This is a genomic window from Caulobacter sp. 1776, assembly GCF_040545685.1.
In the GTDB taxonomy this organism is placed as follows: Bacteria; Pseudomonadota; Alphaproteobacteria; order Caulobacterales; family Caulobacteraceae; genus Caulobacter.
Map to the genome: position 1 here is coordinate 364,847 of NZ_JBEPMI010000001.1, position 17,947 is coordinate 382,793.

Sequence of the window (17,947 nt, forward strand, 5' to 3'; positions counted from 1 at the left end):
CATGGCTGCGCTCGATCTGTTCACACCCGTCCTGTCCGGCGGGGGAACCTGGCGGTTTCCCGCGAACGAACCCCTGCGGCTCGATTCGGGCGGAATGATCGAAGGCCTCGAGGTCGGCTATCAGACCTATGGGACCCTGAACGCCGACAAGTCGAACGCCATTCTGATCTGCCACGCCCTGACCGGCGACCAGTTCGTCGCCTCGCCGCATCCGACGACGGGCAAGCCCGGCTGGTGGCTGCGCATGATCGGTCCTGGCAAGCCGCTGGATCCCGAGCGCCACTTCATCATCTGTTCGAACGTGATCGGCGGCTGCATGGGCTCGACCGGCCCCGCCTCGACCAATCCCGCCACCGGCAAGCCCTACGGCCTGTCGTTCCCGATGATCACCATCGCCGACATGGTGCGGGCCCAGGCCATGCTGGTCACCGCCCTGGGGGTCGACACCCTGTTCGCCGTGATCGGCGGCTCGATGGGCGGCATGCAGGCCCAGCAGTGGGCGGTCGACTACCCTGAGCGGCTTTTCAGCGCCGTCATCCTGGCTTCGGCCTCGCGTCATTCGGCCCAGAACATCGCGTTCCACGAGGTGGGCCGCCAGGCGATCATGGCCGATCCGGACTGGCGCGGCGGCGCCTATGCCGACCATGGCGTGCGGCCCGAGAAGGGCTTGGCCGTGGCGCGGATGGCTGCGCACATCACCTATCTGTCCGAACCGGCCCTGCAGCGGAAGTTCGGTCGCGAGCTGAAGCGCGACGGCCTGTCGTGGGGCTTCGACGCCGACTTCCAGGTCGAGAGCTACCTGCGCCACCAAGGGGCCAGCTTCGTCGACCGGTTCGACGCCAACAGCTACCTCTACATCACCCGGGCCACCGACTATTTCGACATCGCCGCCGGCCACGGCGGCGTGCTGGCCAAGGCCTTCACAAGGGCGCGCGACGTGCGGTTCTGCGTGCTCAGCTTCACCAGCGACTGGCTCTACCCGACCGCCGAGAGCCGCCACCTGGTCCGCGCCCTGACCGCCGCCGGCGCCCGCGCGGCCTTCGCCGAGATCGAAAGCGACAAGGGCCACGACGCCTTCCTGCTGGACGAGCCGGTGATGGACTCGGCGCTGGAGGGTTTCCTGGCCTCGGCCGAGCGCGACCGGGGGCTTGTTTGACCAACACCATCATCCGCGAGGACTTCCGCGAGATCCTGCGCCTGGTGCGCCCCGGCTCGCGGGTGCTGGACGTCGGCTGCGGCGAAGGGGCCCTGCTGGATCTGCTGAGCCACGACAAGCAGATCGACGGCCGCGGCCTGGAGATCAGCGCCAGCGGCGTGGCCGCCTGCATGGCGCGAGGCCTGTCGGTGGTGCAAGGCGACGCCGACCAGGACCTGGACCACTTCCCCGACCGCTCGTTCGACTACGCGGTGCTGTCCCAGACCCTGCAGGCGACGCGCAACCCGCGCCACGTGCTGGACGAGCTGCTGCGCATCGCCGACCGGGCGATCGTCTCGTTCCCCAACTTCGGCCACTGGCGGGTGCGCTGGTCGCTGCTGAGCCGCGGCCGGATGCCCGAGACCAAGGCCCTGCCGATGCCGTGGTGGTCGACGCCGAACATTCACCTCTGCACATTGGCCGACTTCCTGGCCCTGACGGCGGACCTCAATCTGCGCGTCGACGCCTGCGTGGCCTTCGCTGGCCAGGGCCCAGCCCGATCGATGAACCCCGCTAGCGCGCTGGAGAACTGGCGCGCCGAAAGCTGCCTGTTCATGCTCAGCCGCAACGGGTCGGCGCCGACTCAAAACCTTGGTGGCGGGGAACTTCCGCCGAGCTCGGGCGATCTCTTCGACGGATGAAGACGCTTCGTCTCATGACCTACAACGTCCACCGCTGCGTGGGCACGGACCGCGCGCTCGACGTCGAGCGAGTGGCGGAAGTCATCGCGGCCGAACGGCCGGACGTCGTGGCCCTGCAGGAGCTGGACGTCCGCCGCGCGCGCACCAAGGGCGTCGACCAGGCGCACCGTCTCGCCGAACTGCTGAAGATGAGCTTCCACTTCCATCCGGCCATGACCGTGGAAGAAGAGCTCTATGGCGACGCCATCCTGACCGCCCTGCCCGAGCGCCGGATCAAGGCCAAGGGCTTACCGCTTTATCGCCGGGTTCCGGGCCTGGAGCCGCGCGGCGCCCTGTGGGTCGAGGTCGAGGTCGGCGGGACGAAGGTTCAGATCATCAATACCCATCTTGGCCTGGTGCCTCAGGAGCAGAAGCGGCAGGCGGCCGCGCTGCTAGGCCCCGACTGGATGGGCGCCGACGGTTGGCTGGCGCCCGGCGTGGTGCTGGGCGACTTCAACGCCACGCCCTATTCGGCGACCTACCGGATGCTGCGCACCGCCTTGCGCGACGCCCAGGCGCCGACGCCGACCTGGCCGAGGCCCGCCACCGCGACCTTCCCATCGAGCTTCCCGTTCATGCGGATCGACCACGTCTTCCTGACCAAGGGCCTGGAGACGCGCGGCGTCAGCTCGCCATTCGACGGACGCGCCCGGGTGGCGTCCGACCATCTGCCGCTGGTGGTCGAGCTCGAGATTACGGCTGCAGACGCTTCGGAGGCTCCGGCGGCGGCGCTGTGAGCTTGGCGATGTCACGCCGCAGCCGAGCGCGGCGCCCCCACGGCCGCCAGGCGTCGTCCGGCGCGATGGCGTCGCCTAGGCTCCAGTCGGCGATGAACTGCTGAACGCCCGTCAACTTGCGGGCCGGCACGGGCTGCAGTCGGCGCGGGGGCCCGCCCTTGACGTCCAGCGCATTGATCGCCGCCGCCAGGCCGCCCTCACGCTCGATGGCCTCCAGGACGTCGGCCGTCGAGCGATCCAGGAAGTGGCCGACCAGGCGGCCCAGGAAAGCGCTGATCGTCTCGCGCTCCAGGTCCGACGCGGCCTCGAAGGCCAGATCGCACTCGCTGTCGAGGCCGATCGAACGGTTGTTGAGATTGGCCGAGCCGATGCGTAGCAGCCAGTCGTCCATGATCGCCACCTTGGAGTGGACGATGATTGGCGCGCCCTTGGGCGTGTGGGCCGAGAAGGCCGAAAACCGCTTGTGGACGTCAACCTCGCGCAGGCGATTGATCGCCGCCGTGCGGGCGCTGTCCATGGTCATCTGGTCGAAATAGCTGGGACTACGGGCCGGGCCGATCGTCACCACCTCGGGACCGTCCGGTTCGGCCAAGCGCTCGGCCAGTGCTTCGACGATGATCGGTGAAGTCAGGTACTGGTTTTCCAGATAGATCAGCCGTTTCGCTCGCCGGACGCACGACAGGTGCAGCAGCATGCACTCGGTGATCTCCGGCCGGCCTTGCCACGCAGCCGAGGTGCGCGCGACGGCGATCGGCAGCCGGCGCAGGTCGGGTAGCAGGTTCTCGGGCCAAGGCGTCTCCTCGGGCCGCGCGGGGCGTTCGATCGGGTCGCCGCCCGAGGCCTTCCAGCGATCTACGAACAGGTCGGCCATCGCCTCGCCCGCCCGGCCGTCGACCAGCATCGAGACCTCGTGGCGGGCCGGATAGTGGCGGCCGGTCGGCAGGCGGCGCAGCGGGTTGTCATCCAAGTGGCGGGTGTCGTCCCAGCGATCGACGCCGATGTCGCCGCCGCTGACGAGGGCGCTGACCCCGTCGATGATCACCGCCTTCTGGTGATGGCAGGCGCTGGCCGGCAGGGTGGCGTCCAGGCGGTACTTGACCCGCGAGCCGGCGAAGAACGCCGCGCCGCGATGTGGGCCGAACAGCTGCGAGGCGGCGATCGGGAACGGCATGTCCCAGGTCAGCACCCGGACATCCAGGGCGGGGTTCAGCGCCGCCTGGCGGCGCAGGATCAGGCCGATGCGATCGGCGTGGGTCGGGTCGCGGCTTTTGCGCACCCGGTCGGGGTCGAGGCGGGTCAAGGGGTCGAACACCCAGGCCAGGATCCAGATCGACTTCTTGGCGGCCAGGATAAGGGGCTTCAGCGCATCGAACGCCTCGTCGTTGTCGATGAACAGGGCCACGCGGTCCGCGGGCTCGACCCGCCAACAATTGTATCCCGGTTGAAAGACGGAGGCGTTCGGACTCATGTCATCCTGGGCAGTGTGAGATGCGACAACGCGCGGACCCGTGTTATGGCTCCGCTTCAAGACGACGTCCCGTAGAAACAAGAGCCCAAGCGCCATGACCACGATCGACTCGCCCAAGGCGCCGCACGTCCTGTCCGACCGACAGAGGCTGTGGGCGTTCTGGCTGGGCTGCCTGGTGGTCACCGCGGGCGTGCTGCTGCACGTGCCGATGTACCTGATGGGGGCCAATAGCGGCTATCATCTGGCGGGCATGCCGATGGACCTAGGCATGACGATCGGCATGCTGATCATCCCGCTGGGCTGCGCCCTGGCCGGCTGGGGCCTGCTGCCTCGTCGCGGCCACGACCATAGCCACGACCACCACACCGTCGAGGTCACTCCGCCCGAGGACGCGCCGCTGTCGCGCGCCCATTGGGGCCTGATGGTCACCCTGGTGGTGGCGCTGATCATCGACATCATGAAGCCAGCCAGCCTGGGCTTCGTCGTGCCGGGCATGATCAAGGAATACGCGGTCTCCAAGGCCATGGTCGCCTGGCTGCCATTGGCGGCCCTGACCGGCACGGTGGCCGGCTCGATCATCTGGGGGATCCTGGCCGACATTTTCGGCCGCCGCGCCTCGATCCTGCTGTCGGCGGTGATGTTCGTCGGCACCTCGATCTGCGGGGCCATGCCCGATTTCTGGTGGAACGTCGGCATGTGCTTCATGATGGGCGCGGCCGCCGGCGGCCTGCTGCCCGTGGTCTACGCCCTGCTGGCCGAGACCATGCCGTCCAAACACCGGGGCTGGAGCCTGGTCCTCGTCGGCGGCCTGGGCGCGGTGGGCGGCTATCTAGCCTCCTCCGGTCTGTCGGCCCTGCTGCAGCCGGAGTTCGGTTGGCGGATCATGTGGTTCCTGAACCTACCCACGGGCCTGATCTTGATCGCCCTGTCCGGCGCCATTCCCGAGTCGGCCAAGTTCCTGATGACCATTGGCCGGATCGATGCGGCGCAGGCGATCATGAAGCGGTTCGGCTCGGTGGTGCGCGAACGCGACGAGACCCCCGCCGAGGCCGCCGATCACCACCATGTCCTGACCGCGCCGCCGATCGAGCGCCGCTTCGCCGGCATGACGGCCGCGCTCAGCATCGCCGCCGTGGCCTGGGGTCTGGTGAACTTCGGCCTGCTGCTATGGCTGCCGGCCGAGCTGGTCGCCAAGGGCTATAGCATGGGCGTTTCCAGCCAACTCTTGGCCAAGTCGGCCTTGATCGCGTTCCCGACGGTGTTCGTCTGCGCGTTCCTGTACAGCCGTTGGAGCACCAAGTGGTCGCTGGTCGGCACGATGGTCGTCAGCGCCCTCGGCGTGGCGGGCGTCCTGACGATCGAGAACGGCGCCAGCCCGATCCTGCCCGTGGCCCTGATGATCATCGGCACGAACGGCCTGCTGGCCATCCTATTGCCCTATGCGGCCGAGAGCTATCCGCTGCGCGTGCGCGGCCGAGCCACCGGCTGGATCGCCGCCTGCAGCAAGTCGGGCGGGCTGATCGCCCAGCTGCTGGGGATCCTGGCGATCGTACCGCCGCTCAAGATCGCCGCCCTGATGATCATTGCGCCCCTGGCCCTGGCGGCCCTGCTGACCGCGCGGTTCGGGGCGGAGACACGCGGGCGCGACCTGCGGGAGCTAGAAAAATAGCTGTCATCCCGGGCGAGGACCCGGGATCGCGGCAAGTGCTGCGTTTCCCGTGGTCCCGGCTCGGCGCGCTTCGCGCTTGGCCGGGATGACAGGGTTTAAGGTCAGCCCGCGATCGCGGCGGCGTCGCGTTCGCCGGTGCGGATTCGCAGGGCCTGCTCCAAATCCATGACGAACACCTTGCCGTCACCGATCTTGCCGGTGTTGGCCGTGCGCTGCAGGGCCTCGATGACGGGCTCGAGCACGTCGGTCGGCACGGCGATCTCCAGCTTGACCTTCGGCAGCAGCTTCACCTCGTATTCGGCGCCGCGATAGACCTCGGTCTTGCCCTTCTGGCGGCCGTAGCCGCGGACCTCGGTGACCGTCAGCCCCGACGCCCCCGCCTCGGTGACCGCTTCGAGCACCGCGTCCAGGCGGCTCGGCTTAATCACGGCGACGATCATCTTCATGGCGCGGCTCCCAGGAGCGAACGGTTGTTGCGATTCCAAGCTAGGCGTCGAAACGCTTCGCTCCAAGTAAGATCAGCCTTCCCAATCGTTCGGCGCCTGATGAACAGGCGCCTTTTGCGCGGGAACCGGCCGCCCTCCGGCGTGGCGCGCGGGCGTCGGCCCGGCCGGACTGGGCAACAGGACGCCGGGCGCGAAGACCCGGGCCGGCGCGCGGTGACCGCGGGGCTTGACCGCGAAGGTCTGCTTGATCGCCTCCATCAAGATCACGCCGGCGAAGCGCGGCCATAGGCGCGCCCCGACCTGCTCGAAGCCCTCGGCCCAGCTGGCCATGGCCCCCATCGGCGGAACATAGAGGGCGCGGGTCCAGCCAGCCGGCTCCAGCCCCGCCTCGCGGATCAGGCTCTCCAGCTGGCTGCGGCTATAGGGCCGTCCGTGGCCGAACGGCGTGCCCTCCGCTCCGGTCCAGACGCCATCCCGCGACGAGGCCGCCACGATCAATCGCCCGGTCGGGGCCATCACCCTGCCGATCTCGGCCAGCAGGGCGGCCGGGTCGTCGGCCTCCTCCAGGGCGTGGACGGCCAGAACCCGGTCGAACATGGCGTTGGGCAGCGGCAGCGCGGTCTCTTCGACCAGGCACGCCTGGTTGCGGCCGCCGTGCGGCCAGACCTCGACGCCCTGTTGGGCGGGCATGGCCGCCACGACCCGGCGGGCGTTGGTCCGGGCGGCGTCGAGAAACGGCGTGGCGTAGCCGACGCCCAGCACGTCCAGGTCCCGGGTGTCGCCCCAGGCTTCCTCGACCTTGCGGGTCAGCATGGTCCTCGCCGCGCGGCCCAGCGGGGCGGCGTAGAAGGCTCTCAAGTCCAGCACGTCGCGGCGCATTGAGTCTCCAGGGCGCAGAGGCCATCCTTGTATTCGCGTCGGCGTCGGCGCGATAGAGCAAGCGCCATGTCCCTGACCGTCCGCCAGTTCCCGTGCCTGTCCGACAACTACGGCTTTCTCGTCCGCGACGGGGCCACCGGCAGGGTCGCGACCATCGACACGCCCGACGCAGAGGCCATCCTCGCCCAGCTCGACCAGCTGGGTTGGACGCTGGATCTGATCCTCAACACCCACTGGCATCCAGATCATGCGGGCGGCAATGACGCCTTGAAAAAGGCCACCGGCGCGACGATCACCGGCCCGGCCGAGGTGACGCGCATCGCCCCGCTGGACCGGGTCGTACGCGGAGGCGACGTGGTCATGCTGGGCGAGACCCGCTTGGATGTCATCGACGCTGGCGGCCACACCTTGGGTCACATCGCCTATCACGACGCGGCCGACCACATCGCCTTCGTCGGCGACACCCTGTTCGCCCTGGGCTGCGGTCGGCTGTTCGAGGGCACGCCGGAGCAGATGTGGGACTCGCTGACCCGGGTCGCCGACCTGCCGGACGACACCACCGTCTATTGCGCCCATGAATATACGGCCTCGAACGCCCGCTTCGCCCTGTCGGTCGACGACGCCCCGGCGCTGAAGGCGCGCGCCGAGGCGGTGTTCGCCGCCCGCGAGCGAGGCGAGCCGACCGTGCCGACCACCATAGCGGCCGAAAAGGCCACCAATCCGTTCCTGCGCGCGCCCCTGTTGCGGCCGGACGCCGCCTCGCCCGCCCACGCCTTCGCCGAGATCCGGGCCGCCAAGGACAATTTCAAGGGATGAGCAACGGCATGACCGCCATCGCCGGCGACCTCGGCGCCAAGGAAATCGTCCGGATGCTGGATCTCGCGCCGCATCCGGAAGGCGGCTGGTACAGGCAGACCTTCCAGGACATGCCCGGTCCCGATGGCCGCGCGGCCTCGACCTGCATCTATTATCTGCTGGAGGCCGAGCAGATGTCGGCCTGGCACCGTGTCGACGCGGTCGAGACTTGGCACTGGTACGCTGGCGCGCCGATCTCGATCACCCTGTCGCCGCCCGACGGCCAGGGCGCGACCGCCTACGTTCTCGGACCCGACCTGCGCGCGGGGTGCCGGCCGCAGGTGATCGTGCCAAATTCCTGGTGGCAGACCGCCGTAAGCCTGGGCGCCTGGACCCTGGTCGGCTGCACCGTGGCGCCCGGCTTCCGGTTCGAGGGCTTCGAGATGGCGCCGCCCGACTGGACACCTTCGCGCGGCTGACCCCCGACGCGAAACGGGGCGTGTCAACCCGTCGCAGCTCCCCGATAGGGGTACTCATAGTGGGTGACTTGGTCGCATGGCGTCGTTCGATGAGCCATGCAATCCTTTTCAAGTCGCGCTATGGCGCGGACCTAGGGGAACCGAGTCACCGATGTCCGAAGAGTACGTCAACGCCCGCGCAGCGACTCGCTACGCGACGGATTACATTCTGCGCTGGGTCGAAATCGCCAACGAAGTCCATGGTTCGGATCTGCTTTACGCTCTCGTCTTCACCACCCTCTGGGCTGGGAACTGCTCGCACATCCGCGGCGGCGTCTATTCCGAGGTCAGCGACATCCCGCCGGACCACGAGCGCCGTCCGCTGACCGTCCGCCAGGTCGCCGACTCCCTCGGCCTGCCCTACGAGACCGTCCGTCGCCGCTTCGTCGAGATGCTGGAAAAGGGCATGGCCCAGCGCATCGGCCGTGAAGGTTTCATCGTCCCGGCATCCGCCCTGGCCCGCCCGGAAGTCGTGCACGGCCTGAAGCGCTCGCACGTCAGCCTGACGCGTTTCCTCAAGGAACTGAAGACGATCGGCGTCGAGGCGGCTTAAGGCCTCCTCTAGACGCTGCTGCCGCGCACGATCAGTTCGACGGGCGCCAGGGTCGACGCGACGTCCTCGCCGGCCATGCGGCGGAACAGCAGATCGACCATCGCCCGCGCCCCGAACGCCAGGTCCTGGCGGATGGTCGTCAGCGGCGGATTGCTGTGGCGCGCCAGGACGATGTCGTCGAAACCAACCACCGCCACGTCCCCCGGCACGGTCTTTCCCGCCTCGGTCAAGGCGCCGATCCCGGCGAGGGCGATGATGTCGGAAAACGCGAAGGCGGCGTCGAATGGGACGTCCTTGGCGAGGAAATCCGCGACCGTCAGCTTAGCCTCTTCCAGCGTGTACGGCGTGGGAACGACCAGGCGCGGATCGAAGGCGATCCCCGCCTCGGCCAAGCCTTTCTTGTAGCCTTCGAAACGCAGGGCCGCCTCCGGCGCGTCGATCGCGCCGAGAAAGACGATGCGCTTGCGGCCGGTTCCGGCCAGGTGCGCGACGGCCAGGCGGCCACCTTCGACATTGTCGCTGCCGACCGTGCAATAGCGCTGGCCGGGCAGCTGGGCGCCCCAGACCACCATCGGCTTGTAGGCGCCGGAGACCGCGTTCAGCGCTGCGTGCTGCGTGCTCTGACCGATCAGCAGCAGACCATCGGCGCGATGCGACTGGATGATGCGCTCCAGCCATCCCGTCTCGGTGACGATCACCTTGTTCAGCAGGACGGAATAGTCACGCCGGGTGATCTCGTCGGCCAGCCGCCCGACCATCTCCAGGAAGAAGGGATCGGAGATCAGCTGCCCAGTCTCGTAGGCCAGAGGGATGATGACGCCGATGGTGTCGGTCTTGCGCAGGCGCAGGGACCGAGCCGACTGGTTGACGACATAGCCGTGGGTTTGGGCGATCTCGACGATCTGGTCGCGCAGCGCCTTGGGAATCAACGGATTACCGGCCAAGGCGCGCGACACCGTCGAGATCGATACGCCCGCCATGCGGGCGATGTCGGCCATCTTCAGCCGCCCGCGCTCGGGGGCCTCCACGATGTCGGGGTTATCCATGACGAGACAATAGAACCTTGCGGGCGCGCGAAAAGCCTCGGCGGCGTCGCAATATGCGCGGTTGTGCGCAGGGAGCGACGCCACGAGACCGTGTTGGCGAACACCGATATTCCGGCGGGGTAAACGGCGGCTGAGGGCTTATGGTTACGCTTGCAAGATTTGCAGCCCGCCCGTCAGCGGTTGATCACCTTGATGATGCGCTTGGACGATGGACGGCCAGCCAGGCCCTGGTCCGGCGAATAGGTGATGGTCAGGGCTCCGTCCTTCAGGGCCGCGGACGGCTTATGGCCCTCGGCCAGCAGCACCCTGAAGATCCGCGAGATCAGCGAGCGGTCGCCCTTGCGCGCCATGCGCTCGAACGCCTCGGCCACAACGGTGGCGGAGTCGGCGGCCAGCACCGAGGTCTCGGGCCGCACGTCCTCGACCGTCGAGAATTCGACCAAGTGCTGGGCCGCGCGCGTGGCGCGGGCGGAGGCGATGCTGACGCGCTGCACGAAGACATTGAACGAGATGATCGCCGGCGGCTGGATCGACGACGCCCGGCCCGATACGGCGACAGCCGCGCCCATCGGGGCGTCGTCGGTGAACAGGATCATCCCGCCCAGCTTGGTGACCCGGAGGACGGGCTCGCCCAGATCGTTGCGATAGATGACGTCGCCGCGCGAGGCCGGCTGGGCCGACAGCACCCAGACCTCGGTGCTGTTGTCGAACTTCATCAGCGGTCGGGGCGCGGCCTGATCGAAGACGAAGGCGCCGCCGGTCTCGGAAACGTAGCGCGCCACGGGCGGAGCTGCGACTCGGCGGGTCTCGGCCAGGCCTTTGTGGCCGAGCAGGGCGTCCCGCAGCGAATGCGGAAGTTGCTGGGCGTTCGCCGACGCCGCCATGACCATCAGAGCCGCGATCGTCAGGGCCGCCCTAGCGCCCCAGTCGCCCAACTCCGCCTTACAGAATTTCATGCGATCCGTACTGCCCGCCGACTGGGGCGAATCTTGGACGTGTTAACGTCCAAACCCCGAAGCCGGGCGCATGAGGCCAAACAGCAACAGTCGCCGTCAAGCCCCGGCTTCGGGAAGGTTGCGGCCGGATCAGGCCATGTACTGGCCGCCGTTCAGGCTGAGCGTCGCGCCGGTCACGAAGCCCGCGCGCTCGCCCGCCAGGAACGAGACCATGTCGGCGATTTCCTCTCCCTTGCCCAGGCGGCCGACGGGGATGCCGGCGATGATGCTGGCCAGCACGTTCTCCGGCACCGCGGCCACCATCTCGGTGTCGATATAGCCGGGGCAGATCACGTTGACCGTCACGCCCTTCTTGGCGTTCTCCAGGGCCAGGGCCTTGGTGAAGCCGATCAGGCCGGCCTTGGCGGCGGAATAGTTGGTCTGACCCATCTGGCCCTTCTGGCCGTTGATCGAGCTGATGTTGACGATCCGGCCCCAGCCGCGGTCGCGCATGCCCTCGATCACGGGGCGGGTCATGTTGAAGGCCGAGTCCATGTTGACCCGGATCACTTCCGACCACTGTTCGTAGGTCATCTTGTGCAGCATGCCGTCGCGGGTGATGCCGGCGTTGTTGACCAGCACGTCGATCGGACCCAGTTCGGCCTCGACCTTCTTGACGGCGGCGGCGCAGTCCTCGAACGAGCCGACATTGCCCTTTACCACCATCACGCCCAGCTCCTTGGCGCAGGCGGCGGCGGCCTCTTCGTTGCCGGAATAGCCGGCCGCGACCTTCATGCCGTCGGCCACCAGTCGTTCGCAGATCGCTCGGCCAATCCCGCGCGTGCCGCCGGTCACGAACGCAACTCTCGTCATATTGTCTCTCCCGATCGCAGATTTCTTATGGTTGCACGTGATCCGCGCGCGCCCGCAAGGAGAGGAAGCGCGCGGCCACGGTTAAGGTTGCGCCGCCCTAGGCGGCGTTCAGATCGCCTCGACGCACATGGCCACGCCCATGCCGCCGCCGACGCACAGCGTGGCCAAGCCCTTCTGGGCGCCCGACCGCTTCATCTCATGCAACAGGGTGGTGAGGATCCGCGCACCCGAGGCGCCGATCGGATGGCCGATGGCGATGGCGCCGCCGTTGACATTGACCTTGGCCGGATCGAGGCCCAGTTCGCGGACCACGCACAGCGACTGGGCCGCGAAGGCCTCGTTGCTCTCGACCAGGTCGAGATCGGACACGCTCCAGCCGGCCTTTTCCAGCGCCTTCTTCGAGGCCGGGATCGGCCCCGTGCCCATGATCGCGGGATCGACGCCGGCATTGGCCCACGAGGCGATGCGCGCCAGCGGCTTCAGGCCGCGCTTGGCGGCCTCGTCGGCGCTCATCAAGACGAGGGCGGCCGCGCCGTCATTGAGGCCCGAGGCGTTGGCGGCGGTGACCGAGCCTTCCTTGTTGAACACGGGCTTGAGGCCCGCGACGCTTTCCAGGGTCGCGCCGTGACGGATGAACTCGTCCTTGTCGACGATGGTGTCGCCCTTGCGGCCCTTGATGGTGACCGCGACGATCTCCTCGTCGAACTTGCCGCCCTTCTGGGCCGCCTCGGCCTTGTTCTGGCTGGCGACGGCGAACTTGTCCTGGTCTTCGCGGGTGATCTGCCACCGGCTGGCGATGTTCTCGGCGGTCTGACCCATGTGGTAGCCGTGGAAGGCGTCCCACAGACCGTCCTTGATCATGGTGTCGACGAACTGCAGGTCGCCCATCTTCTGGCCGCCGCGCAGGTTCTGCGCATGGGGCGCCTGGCTCATGCTCTCCTGGCCGCCGGCGACGACGATCTTGGCCGAGCCGTCGGCGATCTGCTGGGCGCCGAGGGCCACGGCGCGCAGGCCCGAGCCGCACAGCTGGTTCAGGCTCCAGGCCGGGCTTTCCAGCGGGATGCCGGCCTTCACCGAGGCCTGGCGGGCCGGGCCCTGGCCGGCGGCGGCCTGCAGCACCTGGCCCAGGATCACCTCGTCGACATCGGCGGCCGTGATGCCGGCGCGCGACACGGCCGCCTCGATGGCGATCTTGCCGAGGTCGGAGGCGGGCAGGCTGGACAGCGCCCCGTTGAACGAGCCAACCGGCGTGCGGGCGGCGGAGACGATGACGATGTCGCTCATGGAAAAACTCCCGTGACGTTCTGAGGTGACGCCTTCGCGGTCGCGGCGTCCGTTATTTTGCAATGCAGCATCACCATGCCCATCCGAACCGCGTTCGTCACGGGCACATTTTCACGCCTTGGCGGCGCCTCCAAGTCATCAGACCACTGGCGTCATGCCTTTGCATTAGCGATAGTGCGATGCGAAAAGCGGATGTAACCGCTCTCCTAGGGAACGAAATGTCCGAGAACCCTGAAAAAGGCGAAACGGCCGCCGGCGCCGAGAAATCGGCCGGCCAACGCGTGATCATCAAGAAATACGCCAACCGTCGCCTCTACAACACAGCATCTTCCTCGTACGTCACCCTCGAACACCTGTCGGACATGGTGAAGGAGGGCGTCGACTTCGTGGTCTATGACGCCAAGACCAACGACGACATCACGCGCTCGGTCTTGACCCAGATCATCTTCGAAGAAGAAAATCGCGGCGGCGGCCAGAACCTGCTGCCGATCCAGTTCCTCCGCCAGCTGATCGGCTTCTACGGCAACTCGATGCAGGCCTTCCTGCCGTCGTATCTCGAAATGTCCCTGGAGAGCTTCTCCAAGCAGCAAGAGCGGATGCGCGGCCAACTCGCCGGCATGGCGCCCGGCAAGATTCCCGGCATGGGCATCTACGAAGAACAGATCCGCCAGAACATGGCGCTGTTCGACCGGGCCATGAAGATGTTCTCGCCGTTCGCCTATGTGCGTCCGGAAGACGCCGCGGCCGCCGCCCAGGCCGAACCCGCGCCGCCCCCCGCGCAAGCCTCGGCCAGCGACGATTCCTTGGCCGACCTGAAGCGCCAGATGGAGGCGATGCAGGAGCAACTCGCCAAGCTGGCGAACAAGCCTTAACCAAACCGGTCCAGCCGTTCTTAACCGTCCGGCGCCTAGGGTCTTCACCATGAACGACCCGATCGATCCCATTCGACGCTCTGGTCTCGCGCGCCGCGCCCTGCCCGCGCCGCGCGAGGGCGATCGTCATGAGGCCGACGAGGAGACGGTGTTCGTCGTCGAGGACGAGGCGCCGCCGCCTCCCCGGCCGCCGCGCCGCGAGGGCTTCGCCGCCTTCGCCGCCCAGATCATCGGTCAGCCCGGCCAGAAGCGCGGCCTGCGCGGTGGGCAGGAAGTGCTCGACACGGCCAGATCGACCTATCTCGGGACGGAATATTCCGGCGAGGCCGACCGCCGTCCCAAGACCGGCCTGCTGAAGAAGACCAACATCTAGCGCTTCAAGCGGGCCAGCTCGGCCTCCAGAACGGCGACGCGCGCCTCGAGGGCCGCGATCCGCTGGCTATCGCTCGGCGGCGGCGGTCGCATCCCGGCGCGCGCGGCCGCCTCGGCGGGCGAAACGCCCAAAAGCTCCGCGAAAGCAGCGACTTCACGCATCGACAACTCGCGCTGGTCCTTGAAAGCGAGGGCCAGGTCCGCTGCCGTCAGGCCCGCGGCGGCGGCCAGGACGGCGCGGGTCAAGCCGCGCTCGGCGAGACGATCGTCGTACCAGGCGGCGTCGAAGAACAGGGCCATCAGCGGCGACGGGCCCGTTGGCGCCGGTCTTGCTTAATCGTTGGTGAATTCATCGCCGCGAGCCCCAGCATGCTGTCCGTCGCCATCCGCATCTTCGACGTCGCCGTCGTGGCCCTGATCTTCACGGCGCTGACCTAACCCGACCCGCTCTCCCCGGCGAAAGCCGGGGTCCAGATTCATCCTGGGTGTTTTGGGCTGATGCGCCAACGCCCTGAGCGAAATTAGCGACGTCTTGAATTCGATCTGGGCCCCGGCTTTCGCCGGGGAGAGCGGATGTAAGAAATCCGGACCTAGGCCGACTCCAGCAGCATCATCGTACCCTGGCCGCCGTCGGCGCAGATGCTGACGATGGCCCGCTCGCCCTTCGGACGGGCCGCCAGTTCCTTCACCGCCTGGCTGAGGATCCGCGCCCCGGTGGCCCCGAAGGGGTGACCTATGGCCAGGCTGCCCCCGTGTGGATTCATACGGTCGCGCGGGAATTCGCCCAGGCTGGCGCCCACACCCGCCTTCTCGGACAGGAACTTGGCGCTCTCCCAGGCGGCGATGTGCGACAGCACCTGGGCCGCGAAGGCCTCGTGGATCTCCCACAGCGAGACGTTGGCATAGGTCATGCCGTTGCGGGCCAGCATGCGCGGCACGCCATAGGCCGGCGCCATCAACAGGCCCTCGTGGCGCAGGTCGATCGAGGTGACCTCGTGGTCGACGATCCGGACCTTCGGCGTCTCGGACGGCAGGCGGGCGAGACCAGCCTCGGACCCGACCCAGATCGCCGCCGCCCCGTCGGTCAAAGGTGAGGAATTGCCGGCCGTCAGCGTGCCCTTGCCGCTGGTCTTGTCGAAGGCGGGGCCCAGCTTGGCAAGCTTCTCCAGCGTGCTGTCCTTGCGCGGGATGGTGTCGCGCTTGGCGCCGCCGATCGGGATGACCAGGTCGTCGAAGAAGCCATTTTCCCAGCCCTTCACCGCGCCCTGGTGGCTGGCCAGGGCGATGGCGTCCTGGTCGGCGCGGGACAGGTTCCACTCCTTGGCGGTGATCTCCGTGTGTTCGCCCATCGACAGGCCGGTGACCCGGTTGGCGACCTTGGGGATGAACAGGCGCACGTCCTTCAGGCTCAGCGCGCCCAGGGCGGCCAGGCGCTGCTGGCCGGTCTTGGCCCCCTGGAACTTGCGGATCCAGTCGGAGAGGGCGACCGACAGGCCGATCTGCACCCGGCTCATGCTCTCGACGCCGCCGACCAGGGCCAGGTCGCGGCCACGGCCATCGATCATGCCGGCCGCCTGGATCGCCCCGATCATGCTGGTCGAACACGCCATGATCGTCGAGAAGGCCGGGATGGTCGGGTCGGCGCCGGCGTCCAGCAGCACCTCGCGGGCGATGTTGCTCCAGGTCAGGTTCGGAATGACCGTGCCCCAGACCGCGAAGTCGGGGCGAGCGCCTTTGGCCAGCATCGCCTTCACGACCGGCACTGAGAGCTCGATCGCGTCGTACGAGGCCAGCGGCCCGTCGACCTTGGCGAAGGGCGTGCGCACCCCGGCGGCCAGCCAGACGTTGGATTTCGAGGCGGACGACTTGGCGACGGGCATGGCGTGACTCCGAGAGCGCGGAAACCTTGGCCTATATGGGGCGGCTCCGTCCTTCTTGTCGAATATCGCCATGACCAAGCCACGACCGCGCCGTCTGGGCGCCCCTTAGCCGCTCGACCCTATTTGCACGCAAGCGCGGGGAGGCTTAATCGGCAGACATGAGCACCGATCAAAACCTCGACACCAAGAAGGCCCGCGCCAAGGCGTGGTTCGAAAACCTGCGCGACCAGATCTGCGCCGCGTTCGAACAGCTTGAGGACGAGGCCCCGGCCGATCTCTATCCCGACGAGCCGGGCCGCTTCGAGAAGAAGCCCTGGGATCGCGCGGCTGGCGGCGGCGGCGTCATGGGCATGATGCACGGCCGGCTGTTCGAGAAGGTCGGCGTCCACGTCTCGACGGTGCACGGGACGTTCACGCCGGAGATGGCCGCCAGCGTGCCAGGCGCGGCCGAGGATCCGCGATTCTTCGCGACCGGGATCAGTCTGATCGCCCACATGACCAATCCGCGTGTGCCGGCCGTGCACATGAACACCCGCTTCATCGCCACGACCAAGAGCTGGTTCGGAGGCGGCGGCGACCTGACGCCCTTGCTCGGCTATCAGCGCCAACAGGACTTCCCGGACGCCATCGACTTTCACGCCGCCTACCAGCGGGCCTGCGACAAGTACGACCCGACCTGGCACGCCAAGTACAAGGCTTGGTGCGATGAGTACTTCTTCCTGCCGCATCGCAACGAACCGCGCGGCATCGGCGGTATCTTCTACGACCATCATGACAGCGGCGACTGGGAGCGGGACTTCGCCTTCACTCAGGACGTCGGCCGCGCGTTTCTGGAGATCTATCCCGACCTGGTCCGCCGCCGCATGGGCGAGGCCTGGACGGCCGACGAGCGCGAGCAGCAGTTGATCCAGCGCGGTCGCTACGTCGAGTTCAACCTGCTCTATGATCGCGGCACGATGTTCGGCCTCAAGACCGGCGGCAATGTCGAGTCGATCCTCAGCTCGATGCCGCCGGCCGTGAAATGGCCGTGAGGCCTTAGAGCCGCATCGACAGCTCGACATCCTCGGCGAACGGGACCGACAGATAGCCGTTCGCCGTCGAGCGCACGCGTTCCAGATAGTCGGGCGCGTAGTCGGCGTTGTCGGCGACGATCAGCGCCCCCGACCGCAGGCGGCTTTCCAGCAGGCCCAGGATCTCGGGATAGAGCGCCTTGGCCCCGTCCAGCAGCACGAGATCGATCGTCTCGGGCAGGTCGGCGGCCAGGGTCTGCAGCGCATCGCCAAGGCGGATCTCGACCAGGTCCGACACGCCGCCGGCCATCAGGTGCTCCTGGGCCCGCTCGGCCTTGAAAGGTTCGAACTCCGTCGTGATCAGACGGCCGCCGCCGTTGTCGCGCAGGGCCGCGGCCAAGTGCAGGGTCGAAATGCCGAACGAGGTCCCGAACTCGACGATCGTGCGCGCGCCCTGGCCGCGCGCCAGCATGTAGAGCAGCGCGCCCGTCTCGCGCGACACCGCCAGCGGGAAGTCCCTCAGGTGACCGTAGAGTTCGAGATATTCGGTCTTGCTCCGCATCAAGCGATCGCGTTCCGCGGCGGGAACGCCCGAGAAGACGGGGCGGGCCGCGTCGCTGAGCGCGAACAAGCGCTCCAGCAGCGGCGCCATCTTGGTCAAGGTCGTCATACAGATCTCCGAAAGCGCGTCGTTGCGCCGGCCGAAGAAATGCGACTAATTCGTCATGTTTCCCA

The 17,947-nt window shown here is 67.8% G+C and carries 21 protein-coding genes; 11 read left to right on the forward strand and 10 right to left on the reverse strand.

Annotated features, from left to right (window positions below; translation table 11 throughout):
• Nucleotide 1 precedes the first annotated feature (1 nt).
• The 3 genes from metX to ABIC66_RS01485 are packed head-to-tail and all read left to right on the forward strand — an operon-like array spanning nucleotide 2 to nucleotide 2,612.
• Nucleotides 2-1,156: a homoserine O-acetyltransferase MetX gene (gene metX / locus ABIC66_RS01475; protein ID WP_354067534.1), complete on the forward strand. Its 1,155-nt coding sequence runs from the start codon at nucleotides 2-4 to the stop codon at nucleotides 1,154-1,156.
• Nucleotides 1,153-1,836 carry a methionine biosynthesis protein MetW gene (gene metW / locus ABIC66_RS01480; protein WP_502910274.1) on the forward strand — a complete coding sequence of 228 codons (684 nt, stop codon included), beginning with the start codon at nucleotides 1,153-1,155 and terminating at the stop codon, nucleotides 1,834-1,836. The genes metX and metW overlap by 4 nt, the downstream gene beginning before the upstream one ends.
• The gene (locus tag ABIC66_RS01485) at nucleotides 1,833-2,612 is read left to right on the forward strand and encodes an endonuclease/exonuclease/phosphatase family protein (protein WP_354067535.1); all 780 of its coding nucleotides are present in this window, start codon (nucleotides 1,833-1,835) and stop codon (nucleotides 2,610-2,612) included. Before metW ends, ABIC66_RS01485 begins: the two co-directional genes overlap by 4 nt.
• Here ABIC66_RS01485 and ABIC66_RS01490 read toward each other — a convergent pair.
• Nucleotides 2,569-4,080 carry a phospholipase D-like domain-containing protein gene (locus ABIC66_RS01490; protein WP_354067537.1) on the reverse strand — a complete coding sequence of 504 codons (1,512 nt, stop codon included), beginning with the start codon at nucleotides 4,078-4,080 and terminating at the stop codon, nucleotides 2,569-2,571. The two genes, ABIC66_RS01485 and ABIC66_RS01490, sit on opposite strands and share 44 nt — an antisense overlap.
• 94 nt (nucleotides 4,081-4,174) lie before the next feature.
• Between ABIC66_RS01490 and ABIC66_RS01495 the strand changes: the two genes are divergently transcribed.
• Complete coding sequence (locus ABIC66_RS01495; protein WP_354067538.1) at nucleotides 4,175-5,749, forward strand: MFS transporter; 1,575 nt, start codon at nucleotides 4,175-4,177, stop codon at nucleotides 5,747-5,749.
• Nucleotides 5,750-5,850: 101 nt separating this feature from the next.
• Here ABIC66_RS01495 and ABIC66_RS01500 read toward each other — a convergent pair whose 3' ends face one another.
• Nucleotides 5,851-6,195, reverse strand: a complete 345-nt coding sequence (locus ABIC66_RS01500; protein ID WP_010918409.1) for a P-II family nitrogen regulator — start codon at nucleotides 6,193-6,195, stop codon at nucleotides 5,851-5,853.
• A 72-nt stretch (nucleotides 6,196-6,267) separates the two neighbouring features.
• A complete protein-coding gene (locus ABIC66_RS01505) occupies nucleotides 6,268-7,074 on the reverse strand; it encodes a class I SAM-dependent methyltransferase (protein ID WP_354067540.1) in 807 nt (268 codons plus the stop codon).
• Between the two features lie 66 nt (nucleotides 7,075-7,140).
• On the opposite strand from ABIC66_RS01505, the gene gloB reads away from it, so the two are divergent.
• The 3 genes from gloB (at nucleotide 7,141) to ABIC66_RS01520 (ending at nucleotide 8,940) form a co-directional block, all read left to right on the forward strand.
• Complete coding sequence (gene gloB, locus ABIC66_RS01510; protein ID WP_354067542.1) at nucleotides 7,141-7,890, forward strand: hydroxyacylglutathione hydrolase; 750 nt, start codon at nucleotides 7,141-7,143, stop codon at nucleotides 7,888-7,890.
• An 8-nt stretch (nucleotides 7,891-7,898) separates the two neighbouring features.
• Nucleotides 7,899-8,348: a cupin domain-containing protein gene (locus tag ABIC66_RS01515; RefSeq protein ID WP_502910275.1), complete on the forward strand. Its 450-nt coding sequence runs from the start codon at nucleotides 7,899-7,901 to the stop codon at nucleotides 8,346-8,348.
• A gap of 151 nt (nucleotides 8,349-8,499) precedes the next feature.
• The gene (locus ABIC66_RS01520; protein ID WP_354067546.1) at nucleotides 8,500-8,940 is read left to right on the forward strand and encodes a hypothetical protein; all 441 of its coding nucleotides are present in this window, start codon (nucleotides 8,500-8,502) and stop codon (nucleotides 8,938-8,940) included.
• 8 nt (nucleotides 8,941-8,948) lie between these two features.
• On the opposite strand, the gene ABIC66_RS01525 is transcribed toward ABIC66_RS01520, so the two are convergent.
• The 4 genes from ABIC66_RS01525 to ABIC66_RS01540 all read right to left on the reverse strand — a co-directional run bounded on the left by ABIC66_RS01525 (nucleotide 8,949) and on the right by ABIC66_RS01540 (nucleotide 13,078).
• Nucleotides 8,949-9,938, reverse strand: coding sequence for a LacI family DNA-binding transcriptional regulator (locus ABIC66_RS01525; protein WP_354068346.1), 990 nt, complete (start codon nucleotides 9,936-9,938; stop codon nucleotides 8,949-8,951).
• Between the two features lie 221 nt (nucleotides 9,939-10,159).
• Nucleotides 10,160-10,942: a DUF4908 domain-containing protein gene (locus tag ABIC66_RS01530; protein WP_354067548.1), complete on the reverse strand. Its 783-nt coding sequence runs from the start codon at nucleotides 10,940-10,942 to the stop codon at nucleotides 10,160-10,162.
• Nucleotides 10,943-11,071: 129 nt separating this feature from the next.
• Complete coding sequence (locus ABIC66_RS01535) at nucleotides 11,072-11,794, reverse strand: beta-ketoacyl-ACP reductase (protein WP_354067549.1); 723 nt, start codon at nucleotides 11,792-11,794, stop codon at nucleotides 11,072-11,074.
• 108 nt (nucleotides 11,795-11,902) lie between these two features.
• Nucleotides 11,903-13,078: an acetyl-CoA C-acetyltransferase gene (locus tag ABIC66_RS01540; RefSeq protein ID WP_354067551.1), complete on the reverse strand. Its 1,176-nt coding sequence runs from the start codon at nucleotides 13,076-13,078 to the stop codon at nucleotides 11,903-11,905.
• Between the two features lie 218 nt (nucleotides 13,079-13,296).
• On the opposite strand from ABIC66_RS01540, the gene phaR reads away from it, so the two are divergent.
• Both phaR and ABIC66_RS01550 read left to right on the forward strand, forming a co-directional pair.
• Nucleotides 13,297-13,950 carry a polyhydroxyalkanoate synthesis repressor PhaR gene (phaR, locus tag ABIC66_RS01545; protein WP_354067553.1) on the forward strand — a complete coding sequence of 218 codons (654 nt, stop codon included), beginning with the start codon at nucleotides 13,297-13,299 and terminating at the stop codon, nucleotides 13,948-13,950.
• Nucleotides 13,951-13,999: 49 nt separating this feature from the next.
• Nucleotides 14,000-14,323, forward strand: a complete 324-nt coding sequence (locus tag ABIC66_RS01550) for a hypothetical protein (protein WP_354067554.1) — start codon at nucleotides 14,000-14,002, stop codon at nucleotides 14,321-14,323.
• Here the strand turns inward: ABIC66_RS01550 and ABIC66_RS01555 are convergent.
• Complete coding sequence (locus tag ABIC66_RS01555; protein ID WP_354067556.1) at nucleotides 14,320-14,622, reverse strand: helix-turn-helix domain-containing protein; 303 nt, start codon at nucleotides 14,620-14,622, stop codon at nucleotides 14,320-14,322. The two genes, ABIC66_RS01550 and ABIC66_RS01555, sit on opposite strands and share 4 nt — an antisense overlap.
• Before the next feature lie 72 nt (nucleotides 14,623-14,694).
• Here ABIC66_RS01555 and ABIC66_RS01560 point away from each other — a divergent pair, with 72 nt between their 5' ends.
• Entirely contained in the window at nucleotides 14,695-14,760 is a 66-nt protein-coding gene (locus ABIC66_RS01560) for a hypothetical protein (protein ID WP_125155815.1), read from the forward strand.
• Between the two features lie 152 nt (nucleotides 14,761-14,912).
• On the opposite strand, the gene ABIC66_RS01565 is transcribed toward ABIC66_RS01560, so the two are convergent.
• Complete coding sequence (locus ABIC66_RS01565; RefSeq protein WP_354067557.1) at nucleotides 14,913-16,202, reverse strand: acetyl-CoA C-acyltransferase; 1,290 nt, start codon at nucleotides 16,200-16,202, stop codon at nucleotides 14,913-14,915.
• 158 nt (nucleotides 16,203-16,360) lie between these two features.
• Between ABIC66_RS01565 and hemF the strand changes: the two genes are divergently transcribed.
• Complete coding sequence (gene hemF, locus ABIC66_RS01570) at nucleotides 16,361-17,233, forward strand: oxygen-dependent coproporphyrinogen oxidase (protein WP_354067559.1); 873 nt, start codon at nucleotides 16,361-16,363, stop codon at nucleotides 17,231-17,233.
• 4 nt (nucleotides 17,234-17,237) lie between these two features.
• On the opposite strand, the gene ABIC66_RS01575 is transcribed toward hemF, so the two are convergent.
• Nucleotides 17,238-17,882: an O-methyltransferase gene (locus ABIC66_RS01575; protein ID WP_354067561.1), complete on the reverse strand. Its 645-nt coding sequence runs from the start codon at nucleotides 17,880-17,882 to the stop codon at nucleotides 17,238-17,240.
• Nucleotides 17,883-17,947: the final 65 nt, after the last annotated feature.

Bases quoted from the DNA above. Each gene is read 5' to 3' on its own strand.
- metX (WP_354067534.1), top strand. From the start codon at position 2: ATGGCTGCGCTCGATCTGTTCACACCCGTCCTGTCCGGCGGGGGAACC.
- ABIC66_RS01485 (WP_354067535.1), top strand. From the start codon at position 1,833: ATGAAGACGCTTCGTCTCATGACCTACAACGTCCACCGCTGCGTGGGC.
- ABIC66_RS01490 (WP_354067537.1), bottom strand. From the start codon at position 4,080: ATGAGTCCGAACGCCTCCGTCTTTCAACCGGGATACAATTGTTGGCGG.
- ABIC66_RS01495 (WP_354067538.1), top strand. From the start codon at position 4,175: ATGACCACGATCGACTCGCCCAAGGCGCCGCACGTCCTGTCCGACCGA.
- ABIC66_RS01500 (WP_010918409.1), bottom strand. From the start codon at position 6,195: ATGAAGATGATCGTCGCCGTGATTAAGCCGAGCCGCCTGGACGCGGTG.
- ABIC66_RS01505 (WP_354067540.1), bottom strand. From the start codon at position 7,074: ATGCGCCGCGACGTGCTGGACTTGAGAGCCTTCTACGCCGCCCCGCTG.
- gloB (WP_354067542.1), top strand. From the start codon at position 7,141: ATGTCCCTGACCGTCCGCCAGTTCCCGTGCCTGTCCGACAACTACGGC.
- ABIC66_RS01515 (WP_502910275.1), top strand. From the start codon at position 7,899: ATGACCGCCATCGCCGGCGACCTCGGCGCCAAGGAAATCGTCCGGATG.
- ABIC66_RS01520 (WP_354067546.1), top strand. From the start codon at position 8,500: ATGTCCGAAGAGTACGTCAACGCCCGCGCAGCGACTCGCTACGCGACG.
- ABIC66_RS01525 (WP_354068346.1), bottom strand. From the start codon at position 9,938: ATGGCCGACATCGCCCGCATGGCGGGCGTATCGATCTCGACGGTGTCG.
- ABIC66_RS01530 (WP_354067548.1), bottom strand. From the start codon at position 10,942: ATGAAATTCTGTAAGGCGGAGTTGGGCGACTGGGGCGCTAGGGCGGCC.
- ABIC66_RS01535 (WP_354067549.1), bottom strand. From the start codon at position 11,794: ATGACGAGAGTTGCGTTCGTGACCGGCGGCACGCGCGGGATTGGCCGA.
- ABIC66_RS01540 (WP_354067551.1), bottom strand. From the start codon at position 13,078: ATGAGCGACATCGTCATCGTCTCCGCCGCCCGCACGCCGGTTGGCTCG.
- phaR (WP_354067553.1), top strand. From the start codon at position 13,297: ATGTCCGAGAACCCTGAAAAAGGCGAAACGGCCGCCGGCGCCGAGAAA.
- ABIC66_RS01550 (WP_354067554.1), top strand. From the start codon at position 14,000: ATGAACGACCCGATCGATCCCATTCGACGCTCTGGTCTCGCGCGCCGC.
- ABIC66_RS01555 (WP_354067556.1), bottom strand. From the start codon at position 14,622: ATGGCCCTGTTCTTCGACGCCGCCTGGTACGACGATCGTCTCGCCGAG.
- ABIC66_RS01565 (WP_354067557.1), bottom strand. From the start codon at position 16,202: ATGCCCGTCGCCAAGTCGTCCGCCTCGAAATCCAACGTCTGGCTGGCC.
- hemF (WP_354067559.1), top strand. From the start codon at position 16,361: ATGAGCACCGATCAAAACCTCGACACCAAGAAGGCCCGCGCCAAGGCG.
- ABIC66_RS01575 (WP_354067561.1), bottom strand. From the start codon at position 17,882: ATGACGACCTTGACCAAGATGGCGCCGCTGCTGGAGCGCTTGTTCGCG.